Source organism: Agromyces sp. NPDC056523, assembly GCF_042794545.1.
Classification (GTDB): domain Bacteria; phylum Actinomycetota; class Actinomycetes; order Actinomycetales; family Microbacteriaceae; genus Agromyces.
Map to the genome: position 1 here is coordinate 286,047 of NZ_JBHTTM010000001.1, position 16,680 is coordinate 302,726.

18 protein-coding genes are annotated in these 16,680 nt (G+C 73.8%); 4 read left to right on the forward strand and 14 right to left on the reverse strand.

Going from position 1 to position 16,680, the window contains the following annotated elements:
• Together ACFQ58_RS01345 and ACFQ58_RS01350 are read left to right on the forward strand one after the other, a co-directional pair.
• Positions 1–1,170 carry a winged helix DNA-binding domain-containing protein gene (locus tag ACFQ58_RS01345; RefSeq protein WP_376948781.1) on the forward strand — a complete coding sequence of 390 codons (1,170 nt, stop codon included), beginning with the start codon at positions 1–3 and terminating at the stop codon, positions 1,168–1,170.
• 35 nt (positions 1,171–1,205) lie between these two features.
• Positions 1,206–1,598 carry a DUF1304 domain-containing protein gene (locus ACFQ58_RS01350; protein ID WP_376948783.1) on the forward strand — a complete coding sequence of 131 codons (393 nt, stop codon included), beginning with the start codon at positions 1,206–1,208 and terminating at the stop codon, positions 1,596–1,598.
• A gap of 41 nt (positions 1,599–1,639) precedes the next feature.
• On the opposite strand, the gene ACFQ58_RS01355 is transcribed toward ACFQ58_RS01350, so the two are convergent.
• The 14 genes from ACFQ58_RS01355 to hemE form a co-directional block, all read right to left on the reverse strand.
• On the reverse strand, positions 1,640–2,047 hold the full coding sequence (locus ACFQ58_RS01355; protein ID WP_376948784.1) for a hypothetical protein: 408 nt from the start codon (positions 2,045–2,047) through the stop codon (positions 1,640–1,642).
• A gap of 295 nt (positions 2,048–2,342) precedes the next feature.
• Positions 2,343–3,683 carry a glutamate-1-semialdehyde 2,1-aminomutase gene (gene hemL, locus ACFQ58_RS01360; protein ID WP_376948786.1) on the reverse strand — a complete coding sequence of 447 codons (1,341 nt, stop codon included), beginning with the start codon at positions 3,681–3,683 and terminating at the stop codon, positions 2,343–2,345.
• Positions 3,680–4,675, reverse strand: a complete 996-nt coding sequence (gene hemB / locus ACFQ58_RS01365; protein WP_376948788.1) for a porphobilinogen synthase — start codon at positions 4,673–4,675, stop codon at positions 3,680–3,682. The genes hemL and hemB overlap by 4 nt, the downstream gene beginning before the upstream one ends.
• A 63-nt stretch (positions 4,676–4,738) precedes the next feature.
• Positions 4,739–5,536 (reverse strand): uroporphyrinogen-III synthase, encoded by a 798-nt coding sequence (locus tag ACFQ58_RS01370; protein WP_376950313.1) that lies wholly within the window; start codon positions 5,534–5,536, stop codon positions 4,739–4,741.
• 14 nt (positions 5,537–5,550) lie between these two features.
• Positions 5,551–6,519 (reverse strand): hydroxymethylbilane synthase, encoded by a 969-nt coding sequence (gene hemC / locus ACFQ58_RS01375; RefSeq protein WP_376948790.1) that lies wholly within the window; start codon positions 6,517–6,519, stop codon positions 5,551–5,553.
• On the reverse strand, positions 6,516–7,739 hold the full coding sequence (locus ACFQ58_RS01380; protein WP_376948792.1) for a ferrochelatase: 1,224 nt from the start codon (positions 7,737–7,739) through the stop codon (positions 6,516–6,518). The genes hemC and ACFQ58_RS01380 overlap by 4 nt, the downstream gene beginning before the upstream one ends.
• Positions 7,739–8,476: a hydrogen peroxide-dependent heme synthase gene (gene hemQ / locus ACFQ58_RS01385; protein WP_376948794.1), complete on the reverse strand. Its 738-nt coding sequence runs from the start codon at positions 8,474–8,476 to the stop codon at positions 7,739–7,741. The genes ACFQ58_RS01380 and hemQ overlap by 1 nt, the downstream gene beginning before the upstream one ends.
• Before the next feature lie 77 nt (positions 8,477–8,553).
• Positions 8,554–9,648: a class I SAM-dependent methyltransferase gene (locus tag ACFQ58_RS01390; RefSeq protein WP_376948796.1), complete on the reverse strand. Its 1,095-nt coding sequence runs from the start codon at positions 9,646–9,648 to the stop codon at positions 8,554–8,556.
• A gap of 25 nt (positions 9,649–9,673) precedes the next feature.
• On the reverse strand, positions 9,674–10,366 hold the full coding sequence (locus ACFQ58_RS01395; protein WP_376948798.1) for a GntR family transcriptional regulator: 693 nt from the start codon (positions 10,364–10,366) through the stop codon (positions 9,674–9,676).
• Between the two features lie 7 nt (positions 10,367–10,373).
• Positions 10,374–10,670, reverse strand: a complete 297-nt coding sequence (locus ACFQ58_RS01400; RefSeq protein WP_376948800.1) for a hypothetical protein — start codon at positions 10,668–10,670, stop codon at positions 10,374–10,376.
• Positions 10,654–11,061, reverse strand: coding sequence for a phage holin family protein (locus ACFQ58_RS01405; protein WP_376948802.1), 408 nt, complete (start codon positions 11,059–11,061; stop codon positions 10,654–10,656). The genes ACFQ58_RS01400 and ACFQ58_RS01405 overlap by 17 nt, the downstream gene beginning before the upstream one ends.
• A 24-nt stretch (positions 11,062–11,085) precedes the next feature.
• Complete coding sequence (locus ACFQ58_RS01410) at positions 11,086–11,502, reverse strand: YtxH domain-containing protein (RefSeq protein ID WP_376948804.1); 417 nt, start codon at positions 11,500–11,502, stop codon at positions 11,086–11,088.
• 111 nt (positions 11,503–11,613) lie between these two features.
• Positions 11,614–13,161, reverse strand: coding sequence for a protoporphyrinogen oxidase (hemG, locus tag ACFQ58_RS01415; protein ID WP_376948806.1), 1,548 nt, complete (start codon positions 13,159–13,161; stop codon positions 11,614–11,616).
• Positions 13,158–14,309 (reverse strand): uroporphyrinogen decarboxylase, encoded by a 1,152-nt coding sequence (hemE, locus tag ACFQ58_RS01420; RefSeq protein WP_376948808.1) that lies wholly within the window; start codon positions 14,307–14,309, stop codon positions 13,158–13,160. The genes hemG and hemE overlap by 4 nt, the downstream gene beginning before the upstream one ends.
• Positions 14,310–14,487: 178 nt before the next feature.
• On the opposite strand from hemE, the gene ACFQ58_RS01425 reads away from it, so the two are divergent.
• Both ACFQ58_RS01425 and ACFQ58_RS01430 read left to right on the forward strand, forming a co-directional pair.
• Positions 14,488–15,201 carry a hypothetical protein gene (locus ACFQ58_RS01425; RefSeq protein ID WP_376948809.1) on the forward strand — a complete coding sequence of 238 codons (714 nt, stop codon included), beginning with the start codon at positions 14,488–14,490 and terminating at the stop codon, positions 15,199–15,201.
• A 53-nt stretch (positions 15,202–15,254) separates the two neighbouring features.
• A complete protein-coding gene (locus ACFQ58_RS01430) occupies positions 15,255–16,661 on the forward strand; it encodes a glutamyl-tRNA reductase (RefSeq protein WP_376948811.1) in 1,407 nt (468 codons plus the stop codon).
• The last annotated feature ends 19 nt before the right edge of the window (positions 16,662–16,680 follow it).

Below are 16,680 nucleotides of genomic sequence, written 5' to 3' on the forward strand. Positions count from 1 at the left end.
ATGGGCCTGACGCTCGCGGAGGTCCGGGGCCGGCGACTCGCCGCCCAGGGCCTCCGCGCGGCGGACGGCGCCGCTGGCCTCGATGCCACGACACCCGATGAGGTGGTGTCGCGCTTCCTCGCCGTGCAGTCGCAGGAGTACCTCCCCGCGCAGTGGGGGCTCGCCCAGCGCCTGGCCGCCGACGGCCGCCCCTCGGCCGCCGCGGTCGGCGCGGCGATCGATCGCGGCGACCTCCTTCGCACGCATGTGCTCCGGCCCACCTGGCACTTCGTGACCCCGGCCGACGCGGGTTGGCTCATCGCGCTCTCGGCCGAGCGCGTGCACCGCGCGAACGGCACGTACTACGCCCGGCACGGCCTGGCCGGAGCCGTGGCCGATCGCGTGCTCGCGACCATCGAGACGGCGGTCGCCGACGGCCACCGGACGCGCACGGAGGTCGGCGCCGCGCTCGGCGACGCCGGGCTCCCATCGACGGGGAACGCGCTCGCCTACTGCCTCATGCTCGCCGAGCTCGAGCGCGTGGTGATCTCGGGCGCGAGCGTCGGTGCGCAGCGCACCTACGCGCCGTTCCCCGAGCGGGTGCCGGATGTCGCGTCCCGCGCACGCGACGAGGGGCTCGCCGAGCTCGCCGAGCGATACCTGCGCGCCCGAGGACCCGTCACCGAGCGCGACCTCTCCGCGTGGTCCGGGTTCGGGCTGCGCGACGTCCGAACTGCGCTCGCGGATGCCGCCGACCGGACGGACGGCCGCATCGCGCGCATCGACGGTCCCGACGGGACCGCCTACTGGCACGACGCCGAGATCGCCGAGCGGCATCGCGACGCGACATCCGCTCGGCCCGACGAAGCTGCGCCGCCGCCGCGCGTGGACCTGCTGCAGGCCTACGACGAGTACGTGATGGGATACGCCGCACCCCGGTCGTACCTGCTGCCGACGAAGCATCCGAGTGCCGACAGCGCCGAGTTCCCGCTGCACGCCATGCTCGCCGACGGCGTCATGTGCGGTCGCTGGGCGCCGACGGTCGGCCCGCGATCGGCGACCGTGCGCATCGTGCCGTGGCGGCGGATGTCGCGGGCCGAGGTCGTCGCGCGCGACGACGCGATCGCCGGATTCGAGCGGTTCCTCGGCCGGCCGATCGCGGTGGAGGTCGAACGCGTCGCGCGCCACTGAGCACGTGCGCACACTCGGGCGCGTAGCATCCAGCCATGTCCGTCATCGCGATCATCGGCAGCGTGGCCGTGGCGCTGGCCGCGCTGCTGCACGTCTACATCTTCGTGCTCGAGAGCGTGCGGTGGATGCAGCCCAGCACGTGGCGCATCTTCAACGTCCGCGACGAGGACCAGGCCGAGACGCTGCGACCCATGGCGTACAACCAGGGGTTCTACAACCTGTTCCTGGCGATCGGCGCGGGCGCCGGACTGTGGCTCTTCTTCGACGGCAGCCTGCCGTCCGCGGCGCGTGCGCTCATCCTGTTCACGACGGCCTGCATGGCCGCGGCCGCGATCGTGCTCACCACGACGGGGCGGGGCTACCTGCGGCCCGCGCTCGTGCAGGGCACGCTCCCGCTCATCGGGTTCGCGCTGTTCCTGTTCGTCTGAGCCGGCCGTCGACCGTCGGGCCTCGGGCCTTCGGCCGGGAATCAGTCGCCGCTCGTCTCCTCTTCGGCGAAGATGTCGTCGGCGACGTGGTGCCCGTTCGGCAGGCCGACCCGGAGCTTCTCGACGAGCTCGCCCGCGCGGTTGGTGCTGAGCACGAGCCGCCCGAACTCGCCGCCCGTGAGCTCGAGCACGACGGCCTGGCGCTTGCCCTTGACGACGACGAAGTCGCTGCCGCCGTGCGTCTTCCACACGCCGACCGCGATGACGAGCGGCACCTCGGTGCCACGACGGCGGATGCCGCGGATCCAGATCCACGGATCGTCGGTGATGATCGCGGAGCGGATGTCGTCGCGCTGGACGATCACGTCGGCACTGCGGAACGCGAGCGTCTTCTCGGCCGGCGTGAGGTGGACCTCGAGCCGATCGTTGTGCACGCGCAGGTTGGCCATATGTTCCATCCTGCCCGACGCGCGATCGGGTCGCGTCGTCGACGCTCCACAAACGACGGATCGGTTCCGTTCACGGAACCTCACATCGATCGCGCGCGTCGCGGCCCTCGTCTTCGGTTCCCCAGCGCCCCCAGCCCGCCCCGCCTCCACTCCCGGGCGTGGGTTTACAGGAGATTCCGCGATCCACAGGACCGAATCCGCGATCGCGTCCTGCGATTCGCGGAATCTCCTGTGAACCCGGGGGTTGGCGTGCCGGTGGGTCGGCGGGCGGATGGCGCGGCCGCGCGCCCGCGCGTCAGGCGACCGGTGGGCGGGCTGCGGCCGCGGCGCGCGCGGCGGCCGGGAGCGCGTCGAGGATCCGTGCGATCGCGGCGTCGTCGTGCGCAGCGGTCACGAACCACGCCTCGAACACGCTCGGCGGGAGCGAGATGCCCGCGTCGAGCATCGCGTGGAAGAACGGCGCGTAGCGCCACGACTCCTGCGCGAGCACCCCCGCGTAGTCGCGGGCGCCGCCGGTGACGGCCTCGCCGAACAGGAAGCTGAACAGGTTTCCCGCGCGCTGCACCCCGTGCGCGACGCCCTCCGTCGCGAGCGCCGCGGAGACCTCGCGCTGCAGGAGCGCGGCGACCTCGTCGAGCTTCGCGTACACGGCGTCATCGGCGAGACGCAGCGTGGTGACGCCCGCGGTCACGGCGACCGGGTTCCCCGAGAGCGTGCCCGCCTGGTAGACCGGGCCGAGCGGCGCGAGCCGCTCCATGATCTCGGCGCGACCGCCGAGCGCGGCGACGGGCATGCCGCCGCCGACGACCTTGCCGAACGTGACGAGGTCGGGCGAGTACGCGGCATCCGTCTCGGCCTCGAGGCCCCACCATCCGGCCTTCGACACCCGGAAGCCCGTGAGTACCTCGTCGCTGATGACGAGCGCGCCGTGCGCGTGGGCGAGTTCGACCAACGCGCGATTGAAGCCCGGCAGCGGCGGCACGACGCCCATGTTCGCGGCGGCCGCCTCGGTGATGACGGCCGCGATGCGGTCGCCGTGCTCGGCGAACACCGCGCGCAGCGCGTCGAGGTCGTTGTACGGCACGACGAGCGTGAGCGCCGCGACCTCGGCGGGCACGCCCGCGGAGCCCGGCAGCGCGAACGTCGCGAGGCCCGAACCCGCCTCGGCGAGCAGGCCGTCGGAGTGGCCGTGGTAGTGCCCGGCGAACTTCACGAGCAGGTCGCGGCCGGTGAAGCCGCGGGCGAGGCGGATGGCGCTCATCGTCGCCTCGGTGCCCGTGGACACGAGGCGCAGCTTCTCGACGGGTGCCACGCGCTGCTCGATGAGCTCGGCCAGCTCCGTCTCGACGGGCGTGGACGCACCGAACGAGAGGCCGCGCGCCGCGGCATCCTGCACCGCGGCGATCACCTCGGGGTGGGCATGGCCGAGGATGGCGGGACCCCACCCGGCGACGAGGTCGACGTACTCGCGACCCTCGGCGTCGGTCACGTACGGCCCGCGCGCCGAGACGAGGAACCGCGGCGTGCCGCCGACCGAGCGGAACGCGCGCACGGGCGAGTTCACGCCGCCAGGGATCGCGGCCTGCGCGCGGTCGAAGAGCTCCGCGTTGGTGGTGGTGGTCGCAGTGGTCGTCATTCGATCCCCTCCCGGATCCAGCCGGCGAGCTCGCTCGCCCAGTAGGTCAGCACGGCGTCGGCGCCGGCACGCCGGATGGCGCGCACCGACTCGACCACCGCGCGGCGGCGATCGATCCATCCGTGCATCGCGGCGGCCTCGATCATCGCGTACTCGCCCGAGACCTGGTAGGCCCACACGGGCACGTCGCTCGCCGCGGCGACATCGGCCAGCACGTCGAGGTACGAGCCCGCGGGCTTGACCATGACGACGTCGGCGCCCTCGTCGATGTCGATCATCGCCTCGCGGAGGCCCTCGCGGCGGTTGCCGGGGTCGAGCTGGTACGTGCGCCGATCGCCCTCGAGCGTCGACTCGACCGCGTCGCGGAACGGGCCGTAGAAGGCCGAGGCGTACTTCGCCGAGTACGCGAGGACCGCCGTGTGCGTGAAGCCCGCGCCGTCGAGCGCGTCGCGCACGGCCGTGACCTGGCCGTCCATCATGCCCGAGAGGCCCAGCAGCTGCGATCCGGATGCCGCCTGCACGAGCGCCATCTCGCGGTACCGCTCGAGCGTCGCGTCGTTGTCGACCCGGCCGAGCGGATCGAGCACGCCGCAGTGGCCGTGGTCGGTGAACTCGTCGAGGCACAGGTCGGTCTGCACGACGAGCGCGTCGCCGACCTCGTCGGCGACCACGCGGGTCGCGACGTTGAGGATGCCGTTCGGGTCGGTCGCGCCGCTGCCGGTCGCGTCGCGAACCTCGGGGACGCCGAACAGCATCACTCCGCCCACGCCGGCGGACGCGGCATCCGTCACCGCCTGCTTCACGGAGTCGAGCGAGTGCTGCACGACGCCCGGCATCGAGGCGATCGGGATGGGCTCGCTCACGCCTTCGCGGACGAAGATCGGCAGCACGAGGTCGGCCGGGTCGAGGCGGGTCTCGGAGACGAGGCGGCGCAGGGCCGGCGTCTCACGCAGGCGCCGGGGCCGCACGCGGGGAGCGGGTGCGGAAGTCACTCGCCAAGCCTACGCGCGCGCGGCTGAGCGGTCGGTGGATGGGCGAGCGGATGGCGCGGCGGATCAGACGGTCTGCGTCGCCGCCTGCACGACCGCGTCGATGAGCGACTCGGCGGTGCGGTCGACCGCGATCACGTCGACGCGCAGGCCGATCTGCGCGGCATCCTTCTGCGTCTGCGGGCCGATCGCGGCGACGAGGGTCTTCTCGGGGACGGGGCCGAGCTGCGCATGCACCTGCTCGGCGACGCTGCCCGACGTGACGAGGATCGCGTCGACCTTGCCCGCGCGGACGTCGTCGACCACCTTCTGCGCGACCGGCACGCCGACGGTGCGGTAGGCCACGACCGCCTCGACGTGGTGGCCGATGCGCTCGAGTCCGACCGAGAGCACCTGCTTCGCGATCGCCGAGCGGAGCGCGAGCACGCGCAGCGGTTTGGCGCCGTCGGTGGCGGCCTCCCACTCCTCGAGGAGACCACGGGCCGAGTTCTCTTCGGACGGGACGATGTCGGCGCGGTAGCCGGCCGCGACGAGGGCGGCCGCGGTGGTCTCGCCCACCGCGGCGACCTTCGTCGAATCCGGGATGACCGCGCCGTACGAGGACAGCACGTCGACCGTCGTCGCGCTCGTGACCGTGACCCAGTCGAAGCCGCCGGCGGCGAGCTTCGACAGTGCCGCCTCGAGGGCCGGCTGGTCGTCGGTCGGCGCGAAGTTGATCATCGGCGCGATGACCGGCGAGGCGCCGCGGGCGCGCAGCGAGGCGGCCACGGCATCGCCCCAGGGTCCGCCGCGCGGCACGAGCACGCGCCATCCGGCGAGCGGCTTGGATCCACTGACTCCGGGCAGGTGGATCGCGCCGGTCATCGGTTCGAATTCGGTCACGGCGACTCCAGGGCAGGTGCGAGGTCGGCGGCGCCGTTGCCGAGGAGTTCCGCGACGACGCGCTGGGCGACATCGCGTGCCGCGTCCGCCAAGTCGGCGGCCGAGCGGCTGTCGGGGGTGGCGGCATGCGAACTCGTCAACGACCGCGTCCCGTCGGCACTGTACACCGTCGCCGTGAGGAACAGAAGTTCGTCCTCGAGGAAGGCCGTCGCGCCGACCGGGGCCGCGCAGCCCGCCTCGAGCCCGGCGAGCACGAGCCGCTCGGCGAGGACGGTCGCCCGGGTCGTGACGTGCTCGACGGCGTCGAGGCCACGCTCGAGATGGCGCGACCCGCGCTCGCGACGGACCTCGAGCGCCAGCGCCCCCTGCCCGGGTGCGGTCGGCCACTCCGCCAGCGGGAACCGCTCGGTCGCGGCATCCGCTCGCCCGAGCCGGCCGAGGCCGGCCGACGCGAGGAGCACCGCATCGAGCTCGCCCTGCTCGACGAAGCCGAGTCGGGTGTCGATGTTGCCGCGCAGGTCGACCGCGGTGATGTCGGGGCGCGCGATGCCGAGCTGCGCGATGCGGCGCGGCGAGCCGGTGCCGACCCGCGCGCCCTCGGGGAGCTCTGCGAGCGTGAGCCCGTCGCGGGCGCACAGCGCGTCGCGCGCGTCGGCGCGCTTCGGCACGGCGCCGAGCCGCAGCTCGGGATGCTCGGCGGTGGGCAGGTCCTTCAGCGAATGCACGACCAGGTCGCACTCGCCTGCGATGAGCGCCTCGCGCAACGCCGCGGCGAACACGCCGGTGCCGCCGATCGTCTGCAGCGACGCGCGGGACGTGTCGCCCTGCGTGGTGACCGTGACGATCTCGATGTCGGCGTCGGCCGCCTTGCCCAGGCGCTCGGCGATCTGGTTCGTCTGCGCGAGCGCGAGTGCGCTGCCGCGCGTGCCGACGCGGATCACGTCGCGACCCGGGGCGGCGCTCATGGCGCGATCCCCGCGAGCGCCGGCTTGAAGCCGAGGCGAACGTTCTCGCAGCAGCCCGGGCGGCACACGTCGTACCAGGGACCGAGATCGGTCGCGTGCGGTCGCTCGTCGGCGGGCATGCCGTCGACGCGCTCGAGCACGAGGTCGACGAGGCCCGCCACATAGGCGGGGTGGACGCCCGGCGTCGGCACGCGGACGGCGGCGAGCCCGTGCTCGGCCGCGGTCGCAATGGCCTCCTCGTCGAGGTCCCACATGACCTCCATGTGGTCGCTCACGAAGCCGAGCGGCACGATCACGACGGCCTTGCGGCCCGCCGCGGGGAGCTCGGCGATCGCGTCGTTCACGTCGGGCTCCAGCCACGGCTGCGTCGGAGGGCCTGAGCGCGACTGGTATACCAGCTGCCACGGCACGCCGTCGGCGCCGGCCTCGCGCATGACGACCTGCGCGACCGCCAGGTGCTGCGCCGCGTACGCGCCGCCCTCGCCGAACCCGCGCTCGACCGGGCCCGACTTCGCGGCATCCGTCGTCGGTATGGAGTGCGTCGCGAACAGCACCTCGACGTCGGTCGTGGGGTTCAGGCCGGCGTGCTCGGCCGAGAGCGAGGCCAGCGCGTCGCGCACGCCCTCGACGAACGGCTGCACGAAGCCCGGGTGGTCGAAGAACTGGCGCACCTTGTCGATGCGGACGACACCGCTCAGTCCGGTGTCCTCCAGCGCGTCCGCGAAGTCCTCGCGGTACTGGCGGCAGCTCGAGTACGAGCTGTACGCGCTCGTGGCGACCGCGATGAGGTTCGTGAAGCCCCGGTCACCGGCCTCCTGCACCGCGTCGTTCATGTACGGCGCCCAGTTGCGGTTGCCCCAGATCACGGGCAGGTCGACTCCGCGGCGCGCGAGCTCGGCCTCGAGCGCGGCCTTGAGCTCGCGGTTGTGCTCGTTGATCGGGCTCACGCCGCCGAAGTGCCGGTAGTGCACGGCGACCTCTTCGAGTCGCTCGTCGGGGATGCCGCGACCGCGCGTGACGTTGCGGAGGAACGGGATGACGTCGTCCTGGCCCTCGGGCCCGCCGAACCCGGCGAGCAGGATCGCGTCGTAGCGCACGGGCGCCTCGACGTGCTCGGGTCCGGACTGCGCGGGCTCGGTCGCGCCGGGCACGATCGCGCCGGGCGCGCGGTACGCCGACGTGGCCGGCTCGGGCTTGCGGCCGAGGTTCGTCGCCGCCATTACTGCAGCACCTCCACGAGCTCGGCGGTCGTGATGCGACGGCCCGTGTAGAACGGCAGCTCGTCGCGCACGTGCCGGCGCGCGTCGGTGGCGCGCAGGTCGCGCATCAGGTCGACGAGGTCGGTGAGCTCGTCGGCCTCGAGCGGCAGCAGCCACTCGTAGTCGCCCAGCGAGAACGCCGACACCGTGTTGGCGACGACGCCCCGGAACGCGGCGCCCTTGCGGCCGTGCTCGGCGAGCATGCGGCCGCGCTCCTCGGGCGGGAGGAGGTACCACTCGTAGCTGCGCACGAACGGGTAGACCGTGAGCCAGCCCCGGGGCTCGACGCCGCGCAGGAAGCCCGGCACGTGCGCCTTGTTGAACTCGGCGTCGCGGTGCACGCCCATCGCGTTCCACGTGGGCAGCAGCGCGCGGAACAGGCGCGCGCGGCGCAGCTCGCGGAGCGCCCACTGCAGGCCCTCGGCGGTCGGGCCGTGCAGCCACAGCATCACGTCGGCGTCGGCGCGGAGGCCCGAGACGTCGTAGATGCCGCGGACGGTCACGCCCTCGTCCTCGACGAGGTTGACCACCCCGTCGAGCTCGTCGACGAAGCGGGGCACGTCACGGCCGTCGAGGTCGTCGGGACGTGCCGGGTCCTTGCGCAGCACGGCGAAGAGCGTGTAGCCCTCGTACGACTGCTCGGCGGTGGGTTCGGTCTGGAGCGCGTCAGCTGCCCCTTCGGCAGCGGGGGAAGACATGCCACTATCCTCCCCCCGCAACCTGAAAAGACGAAAAGCGCGACGACGGATGCCGCGTCAGCGCGCCGCGCCATCGGCTACGTCCGGAGCCGGGTGAAGCGGAAGGAGGCGAAGTCCTCGATCGGCAGTGCCTCGGCGCCGCTGAACCCGGCATCCCGGGCGTACCGCTCGAGCACGGCGGGTCGCATGACGGTGCCCGTGCCGACCGAGCCCGGCGTCGAGAGGCTGTCGGGGAGGCAGATGAACAGGCTGTAGCCGTACATGATGCGCTCGACGTCGTCGCCGTCGGGTGCGAACCGCTCGGCCACGGCCTCGTCCATGATCACGACCGCGCCGTCGTCGCGCACCGCGCGCCGCAACGCCGAGAGCACCTCGACCGGACGCGGCATGTCGTGCAGGGCCTCGAACACGAAGCCGGCGTCGTAGGTGCCGTCGTCGGCGAGCGCCTCGCCCCCGCCGAGGCGGAACGTGACGCGGTCGGACAGTCCCGCCTCCTCGGCGTGCGCGCGCGCCGCCTCGATGGAGGGGGCGTCCACGTCGACCCCGTCGACGTGCGCGTCGGGGTACGCGCGGGCCAGCGCGATGGTCGACCAGCCGTGGCCGCAGCCGACGTCGACGATCCGTGCGCCGGGACGCCGCAGGATCGCATCGAGCTCGGGCACGTTCGCGAGTGCGCCCGCGAGCCGATGCTCGAACCACGGCCGGTTCACGTCGCCCTGCGCATCGCGCATGTCGGCACCGAAGCGCTCCCACGCCACGCCGCCTCCGGCGCGGACCGCGTCGAGCAGCGCGGGGACCTGCACCGCGGCGCTCGCGATGATCCGTGCGATCGGGGCCAGGTAGGCGAGCGATCGGTCGTCGGTCAGGACCTCGGCGTGGGCGGGCGGCAGGGAGTAGCGTCGATCGGATGCCTCGGCCGCCTCGTCGTCGACCTCGAGGATGCCGCTCACCGCCTGCTGCTCCAGCCATTCGCGCGTGTAGCGCTCACCCGTGCCGGCGGCCTGCGCCAGCTCGACCGAGGTGAGTGCACTGCGATCGGCGAGGATGCGGTACCAGTCGAGTCGGTCGCCGACGTGAACCGAGAGCGTCTCGAATGCGCCGAGCGCCGAGGCGAAGAGCCGGTCGGCGAAGGCGTCCGCCGTGGGTTCGTCGGGGTGATCCGTCGTGGACATGGTGCCTCCTGCGGGGATCGGCCGCTCAGCCGAGGAGCAGCTTCGTCGAATGTGCGAGATGGTCGCGGAGGGCCTCGGGCCCGCGCGACGACAGCTCGTCGAGCAGCCTCCGGTGCTCCTCGACGAGCGAGGCGATGCTGTAGTGCCTGCGCGCGTGCAGGATGAACAGCAGCAGCTCGCTGCCGATCGCGGCGTGCGCCTCGATGATCCTGGGGCTTCCGGATGCCGCGACCAGCGCCGCATGGAACTCGGCATGGCGCCGCTCGACCTCGAGCCACGCGCCGTCCGCCTCGTCACCGGGATCGCCGTCGCCGTCATCGATCGCCGCCATCGCATCGATCGCGGCGCGCGCGGAGACCAGCGCGTCCTCGGGCAGCCCCCCGCCCGACCGCTCGAGCGCGATGCGCACGGCCTCGACCTCGAGCGCCGCGCGCAACTGCTGCAGCGCGAGGATCTGCCGCCGGTCGAAGCTCGTCACGCGTACGCCTCGGTACGGCTCGGCCGTCGCGAGCCGCTCGGCGACGAGACGCTGGAACGCCGCGCGCACCGTGTGCCGGGAGACGCCGAGCCGAGCGGCCCACGCCTCCTCGCGCAGCGGTGCGTCGGGACCGAGGGCGCCGCTCAGGATCTCGTCGCGCACCTCGGCCGCGACGCGCTGGACCGCGGTGGTCGCGGACGCGTGGCCGTCCGCGCCGGCGCGCGGCGCGGCATCCGTCACGGGTCGGTCATCGGTCGAGGTTGGCGCGCACCACGAGCCAGACGCCCACGCCCACCGCGACCACGACGCCCGCGGCGACGGCGATCGCCGCGCCGGGCTGCTCGTCGGCGAAGCGCCGGATGCGGACCTTCGCGCGCCCGGTCGCCCGCGCGACCCGCTTGGGCACGTTGAGGCGGTCCTCGAGCGCGTTCAGCGTGCCGACGAGCTGTGCGCGTGCGGACCGGGCGTTGTCGTGCGCCTGGATCCGGGAGAGATTGCGCTGCTGCGTCTTGTCGAGCTTGACGACCTCAGTCCCGGCTGCCATACGCACCCCTTCCGGTGATCGCGTCGATGTCCTGTCTGACGCTCTCGATCGACTCGAGCGGCTCGCTCCCGCGGCGGAAGTTCGCGAGCGCGATGCCGACGAGGATCGCGATGATCAGCAGCAGGACGCCCGAGACGATGAGGGCCGCGGCCCAGCCGGGCATCACGAGCGAGAGCGCGAGGATGCCGGTGGCGATGAGCGTGCCGAGCAGGAAGATGCCGACGAATCCGGCCACGACGACGAGGCCCGCGCCGATGCCGAAGTGCTTCGCCTTGTAGCTGAGCTCGGCCTTGATCTGGTCGATCTCAGCGCGGACGAGCGCCGAGATCTGGTCGGGCAGTTCGCCGACGAGCGTGAAGAGCGACCGCTCGTCGTTCAGTGGTGCAGCCATCGGGAGTCCACCTCCGAGGGTCGATCAGGACGAGGACGTGGTCGAGCTCGTCGACGAGCCGGAGCCGGTCTTCGGCCTCGCGGTCGCCTTGGCGCCCGACTTCGCGCCCGATGTGCTCGTTGCCGCCGGCTTCGCGGACGAGTTCGACGGCGTGGTTGTGGATGATGCCGACCGGGCCGCGGTCGACCGGGTCGTCGACGAGTCCTGCGAGCCCGAGACCTGCGCGACGAACTTCTTGGCGCCGTCGAGGACGCTCTCGCCGACGTCGCCCGCGCGGCTCATCGCGAAGTCCTTCACGGTCTGGACGCCCTCCTGGACCTTCGGCTGGTTCCAGACGTCCTGCGCCGCCTTGCGGATCTGCTCGTAGCGTTCGCGGCCGGCGCGCGTGCCCAGCACGTAGCCCACGCCGAGCCCGACGACGAAGAGGATCTTGCCCTTCATGTGCACCCCATCCCCGCTGCGGTTCCGGACAGCAGTCCCTCCAGCGTAGACCCCGTCGACCGCGGCGCAAGGGGGTTGCGGGCGGTTCGCCCGGATCGTATTCCGTTCGGGCTATGCGTCGCCCGCCGACGGCCCTGCGTCGTCGACGTCACCGGCGATGCGCAGCGCGAGGTGCCGGATGCGCCCGGCCGCCTCGATCGCGTGCGGCACGACCGACGCGAGCCCCGTGCCGGCGACCCACGAGCCGGCGAGTGCGAGGCCGGAACGGTCCTCGAGCGCCGCCTCGAGTGCCCGGACCCGGGCGGGTTGCCCGACCGCGGCCTGCGAGAGGGCGTCGCGCCAGGCGCTGCGACCCGCGGCGCGCACCTGCGACCGGTCGAGCGCGACGCCGAGCAGCGCCGACGCGTCGCGGACGGCGAGCTCGGTCACCGCCTCGTCGTCGAGGTCGATGAGCGGGTTGGTCGCGCTCGCCCGCCCGTACGAGAGGCGGACCACGTGGCGACCGGCGGCGGTCTCGGCGAGCCACGACCACTTCGCCGACGCGTGCGTGAGGGCCTTCGCGGTCACGCCGGGCGCGTCGGCCGCGACGAGCACGCCCGTGCCGCGCGGGGCGGCGTCGAGCTCGGGCGCGTCGAGCACCAGCGTGACGAGCTCGACGGATGCCGCATCGGGCCAGTCCTCGTCGAGCGCGCCGTCGGGCGCGACCCCCGCCAGCAGTCCACGCGAGACGTGCGCGGGCGTGGCGAGGATCGCGAACCGCGCATCGACGACGACGCGCCCGCCCCCGGTCTCGCCGATCGCGCGCCAGGACGACACGACCGAGGCCGCGTCGGACGGCCGAGCCGCCGGGGTCTCGAGCCCGGTGACGCGCACGCCGGTGCGCAGCTCGGCGCTGAAGCGCTCGAGCTCGGCGACGAGGGCGTCGACGAGCGTGTGCATGCCGCCGCTGATGCCGAGCACGGCGCTGCCGGCGCGTCGCGCCTCGACGAGCTGCCCGACCCCGCCCGAGAGCGAACCGGCGCGTGTCATCGCCTCGTTGAGGCCGGGGGCGACCACGTCGACGTCGAGGTCGTCTGGATCGGTCGAGTACACGCCCGCCGAGATCGGCGTCACCAGCCGGTCGAGCACCGCCGAGCCCATGCGCTGGCGCACGAGCGGGCCGAGGCGTTCGGCGCGGCCGATCTTCAGGATGGGCGTGATGCGGTCGCGCCAGGCACGCCAGGCCCCGCGCCATCCGATGATCGCCCGCACGTCGTCGCCGAGGGGGTTCGCCGGGATGCCCAGCACGCCGGTGCGCGGCAGCGGCGCCGCACGGCGCTCGCCACGGTCGCCCCACACGAGCCACGCGCCCGCGCGGTTCGGCGGCACGATCCGGCCGTCGAGGCCGAGCCGGCCGAGCAGTTCGGCGACCGAGCCGTTGCGCGTCGCGAAGGACTCGGCGCCGCTGTCGAGCGCCAGGCCGTCGAGCACGATGCGGCCGACGCATCCGCCCGGGCGGTCGGCCTGCTCGAGCACCACCACGCCGAGACCGAGGCGCGCGCACTCGAGCGCGGCCACGAGGCCGGCCACGCCGCCACCGACGACCACGACGTCGGTCGAGCGGTGCTCGTCGGCGGGCGAGCGCGGGTCGGCGGATGGCGCGGGCTCGGCCGTGCTCATCGACCGGCCTCGTGCACCAGCTCGACGATGCGCGTGAGCACCTCGGGGTCGGTCTCGGGCGGCACGCCGTGCCCGAGGTTGAACACGTGCGCCGGGGCGACGCGGCCTCGCGCGATCACGTCGCGCACGGCGGACTCGAGCACGGGCCACGGCGCCGCGAGCAGCGCGGGGTCGAGGTTGCCCTGCAGCGGCACGCCGGTGCCGATGCGGCCCGCCGCGACATCGAGCGGCACGCGGTAGTCCACGCCGACGACGTCGACGCCGACGCGCTTCATCGCGCCGAGCAGCTCGCCGGTCCCGACGCCGAAGTGCACGACCGGGACGGAGAGGGTGCCGGCCGTGCCAGAGGCATCCGTCGCCTGGTACGTCAGGTCGTGCACGTGCGTGAGCGCCGCCGCCGACGCCGGTGCGACGTAGGCCTCGTAGTCGGAGAGGGAGAGCGCGCCCGCCCACGAGTCGAACAGCTGCGCGGCCGACGCGCCGGCGAGCACCTGCGTGCGCAGGAACCGCCCGGTGAGCTCGGCGGTCCAGTCCATGAGGGCGCGCCACGCCCCGGGGTCGGCGTGCATGAGCGTGCGCGCGGCGAGGTGGTCCTTCGAGGGTCCGCCCTCGGCGAGGTACGCGGCGAGCGTGAACGGGGCGCCCGCGAAGCCGATGAGCGGCGTCGAGGTCGACGCACCCGGCGCCCTCAGCGACGCGAGCTTGGCGACCGTGCGCTGCACCGCCTCGGTGATCGGTCCCGCGGTCTCGTCGAGCCGGGCGGGATCGATCGCGGTGAGCTCGGCCACCGCCGCCGCATCGGCGTAGGCGCGGCCGAAGACCGGTCCCCGTCCGGGCTGGATCTCGACGTCGACGCCGACGAGCTTGAGCGGCACGACGATGTCGCTGAAGAAGATGCCCGCGTCGACCCCGTGGCGCCGCACCGGCTGCAGCGTGATCTCGGCCGCCATCGCCGGGTCGAGGCACGCGTCGAGCATGCGGGTCCCGACGCGCAGCCCGCGGTACTCGGGCAGCGACCGGCCCGCCTGGCGCATGAACCACACGGGGAGCGTGTCGCTGCGCAGTCCGCGATAGGCGCGGACGAGGCGGGAGTCGTGGGTGAGGCCGGCGGCGAGCGGATGCTGCGGGGAGAGGATCACGCGTCTCATCCTCCCCCATCGGGGCTGGGCACCCGCTGGCGACCCGATCGGCCGCACGGAGGACTGGGGTCTGGCGGGAGCGCTCTCACACCGCTATGGTCGGACCCGTCGTGCGCTCCCGACCCACGACGACGCGTCGATGCCGACCATGCGACGGCGCGCCTCCGCAACCCACGGAGCTCCCATCGTGCCGAGCATCGCCTCGCGGTATCGCACCGCACTCACCACCCTCGTGGCCGTCGCGGCCGCCCTCCTCGTGGCCGGGCTCGTGCTCGGCCAGCGCGATGTGGAGCGCGTGATCACCGGCCTGCCCGAGGTGCATCCCACGCCCGTCGTGCTCGGCGTGGCCGCCGTGGCGGCGGCGGTCATCGCCGTCGCGCTGCTGCGTCGCGCCGCTGCGGCCGCGCGTGCCGACGCGCGTCGGCGCGCGCTGGGCTCGGTCCACGCGGGCGCCGTGAGCTGCGGCATCCGCAATCGCGACCTCGTCGCCCGCCTCGATGAGCTCAGCCGGCCCGGCAGTCGGGGCGTCGCGCTCCCGGCACGCTTCTCGATCGTCGCCGACGACGCCGGCATCTCGTTCTGGGGCGGCGGGCGGCGGCCCAAGCGCGTCGCGGCCTTCCCGTGGCGCGAGGTGCGCAACATCCGCTCGGACCGCACGGTCGTCGGCAGCGCGAGCGTGCCCGTCGCGGTCGTGCGCATCCGGCGCGGCGGCGCCTCGATCGAACTTCCGGTCATGCTCAGCGACCCGCGCGTCGGCCGCTACGCCCTGACCGACGCGCCCTTCTTCGCCACGGTGCGAGCCTGGAAGGCCCGGCACCGCGCCGCTCTGGCGGCCGAGGGCCTCGAGCTGCCGCCGCTGACCGGCGCGATCCCGATCATCCGCCAGGGCGCGGCCGCCTGACGCACGGCGACCCGCCGGTCGGAGCACGTTTCGACCACCGGTAGAATCGTCGGGTGCTCATCTGTCTCACCGCGAGCCACAAGAACGCCGGCTTCGACATGCTCGAACGCCTCTCGGCGTCCTCCGAGCACGCCGCGCCGCGCCTCCTCGACGGGCATCCCGCCGTCCAGGGCGCCGTGGTGGTGGCGACGTGCAACCGGTTCGAGGCGTACCTCGACCTCGACACCCCCGAGGGCGACTCGCCCGTCGACGCGGTGCACGACGCGGTGCGCGCGGTCGGCGAGGTCGCCGGGCTCGAGGCCGACGAACTGCGCACCACCTTCGGCTTCGTGCACGGCAACGCGGTCGCCGGCCACCTCTTCTCGGTCGCGTCCGGCCTCGAGTCGGTCGTCGTCGGCGAGGGCGAGATCGCCGGCCAGGTCCGTCGCTCGCTCGAGCGCGCGCGCCACGACGGCACCACGACGCCCGAGCTCGAGCGGCTGTTCCAGCGCGCCTCGCAGACCTCACGCCGCGTGAAGAACCGCACCGGCATCGGCGCCGAGGGTCGCTCCCTCGTGCGCCTCGCGCTCGACCTCGCCGAGAGCCGCATCACCGACTGGTCGGCCGTGCGCGTGCTCCTCGTGGGCACCGGCCGCTACGCCGGCGCTTCGCTCGCCGCCCTCCGCGACCGCGGCGTGGCCGACGTCGCCGTGTACTCGCCCACCGGCCGCGGCCCCAAGTTCGCCGCGAGCCACGGCATCGAGGCCGTCTCGTCAGGCGACTACGCGACGGCCGCCGCCGGTGCCGACCTCATCGTGACCTGCACCACGGTCGAGCACCACGTCGTCGACCGCGAGCTGCTCGAGCTCGGCCGCACCGAACTCGCCGTCGCGGCCGGTCCGGTGCCCGTCGCGCTGCTGCCGGGTCGCGGGTCGACCGATCCCGCGGTGCCGGCGGATGCCGCGACCGCCGACGCGCCTCGCCAGCTCGTGATCGACCTCGGCCTGCCGCGCAACGTCGCGACCGACGTCGTCGAGGTCGCGGGCGTCGAACTGCTCGACCTCGAGACCATCAAGATCCACGCGCCGCTCGAGGAGTTCGGCGCGACCGACGCGGCGCGCGAGCTCGTCGACCGCGCCGCGCGCAACTTCGGTCGCGTCGGCGAGGAGCTCGACCTCGCACCCGCCGTCGTGGCGCTGCGCCGGCACGTCTTCGACGTGCTCGACGGCGAGATCGAGCGCGCCCGCTCGCGCGGCGACGACGACGGCCGCACTGAGGCGGCGCTCCGGCACATGGCCGGCGTGCTCCTGCACACGCCCATGGTCCGCTCGCGCGAGTACGCCCGCGCCGGCGAGCAGCAGGCGTGGCTCGAGGGCCTCGAGGCGATCTTCGGCATCCGGGCCGACGCCGAGGCAGCGGCATCCGCCGATTCGGGCGAGCTCGGAGCCCGCATCACCGACACCGAGCGCGACGCGATCTGACCTCGAGCGCGCGGTACGC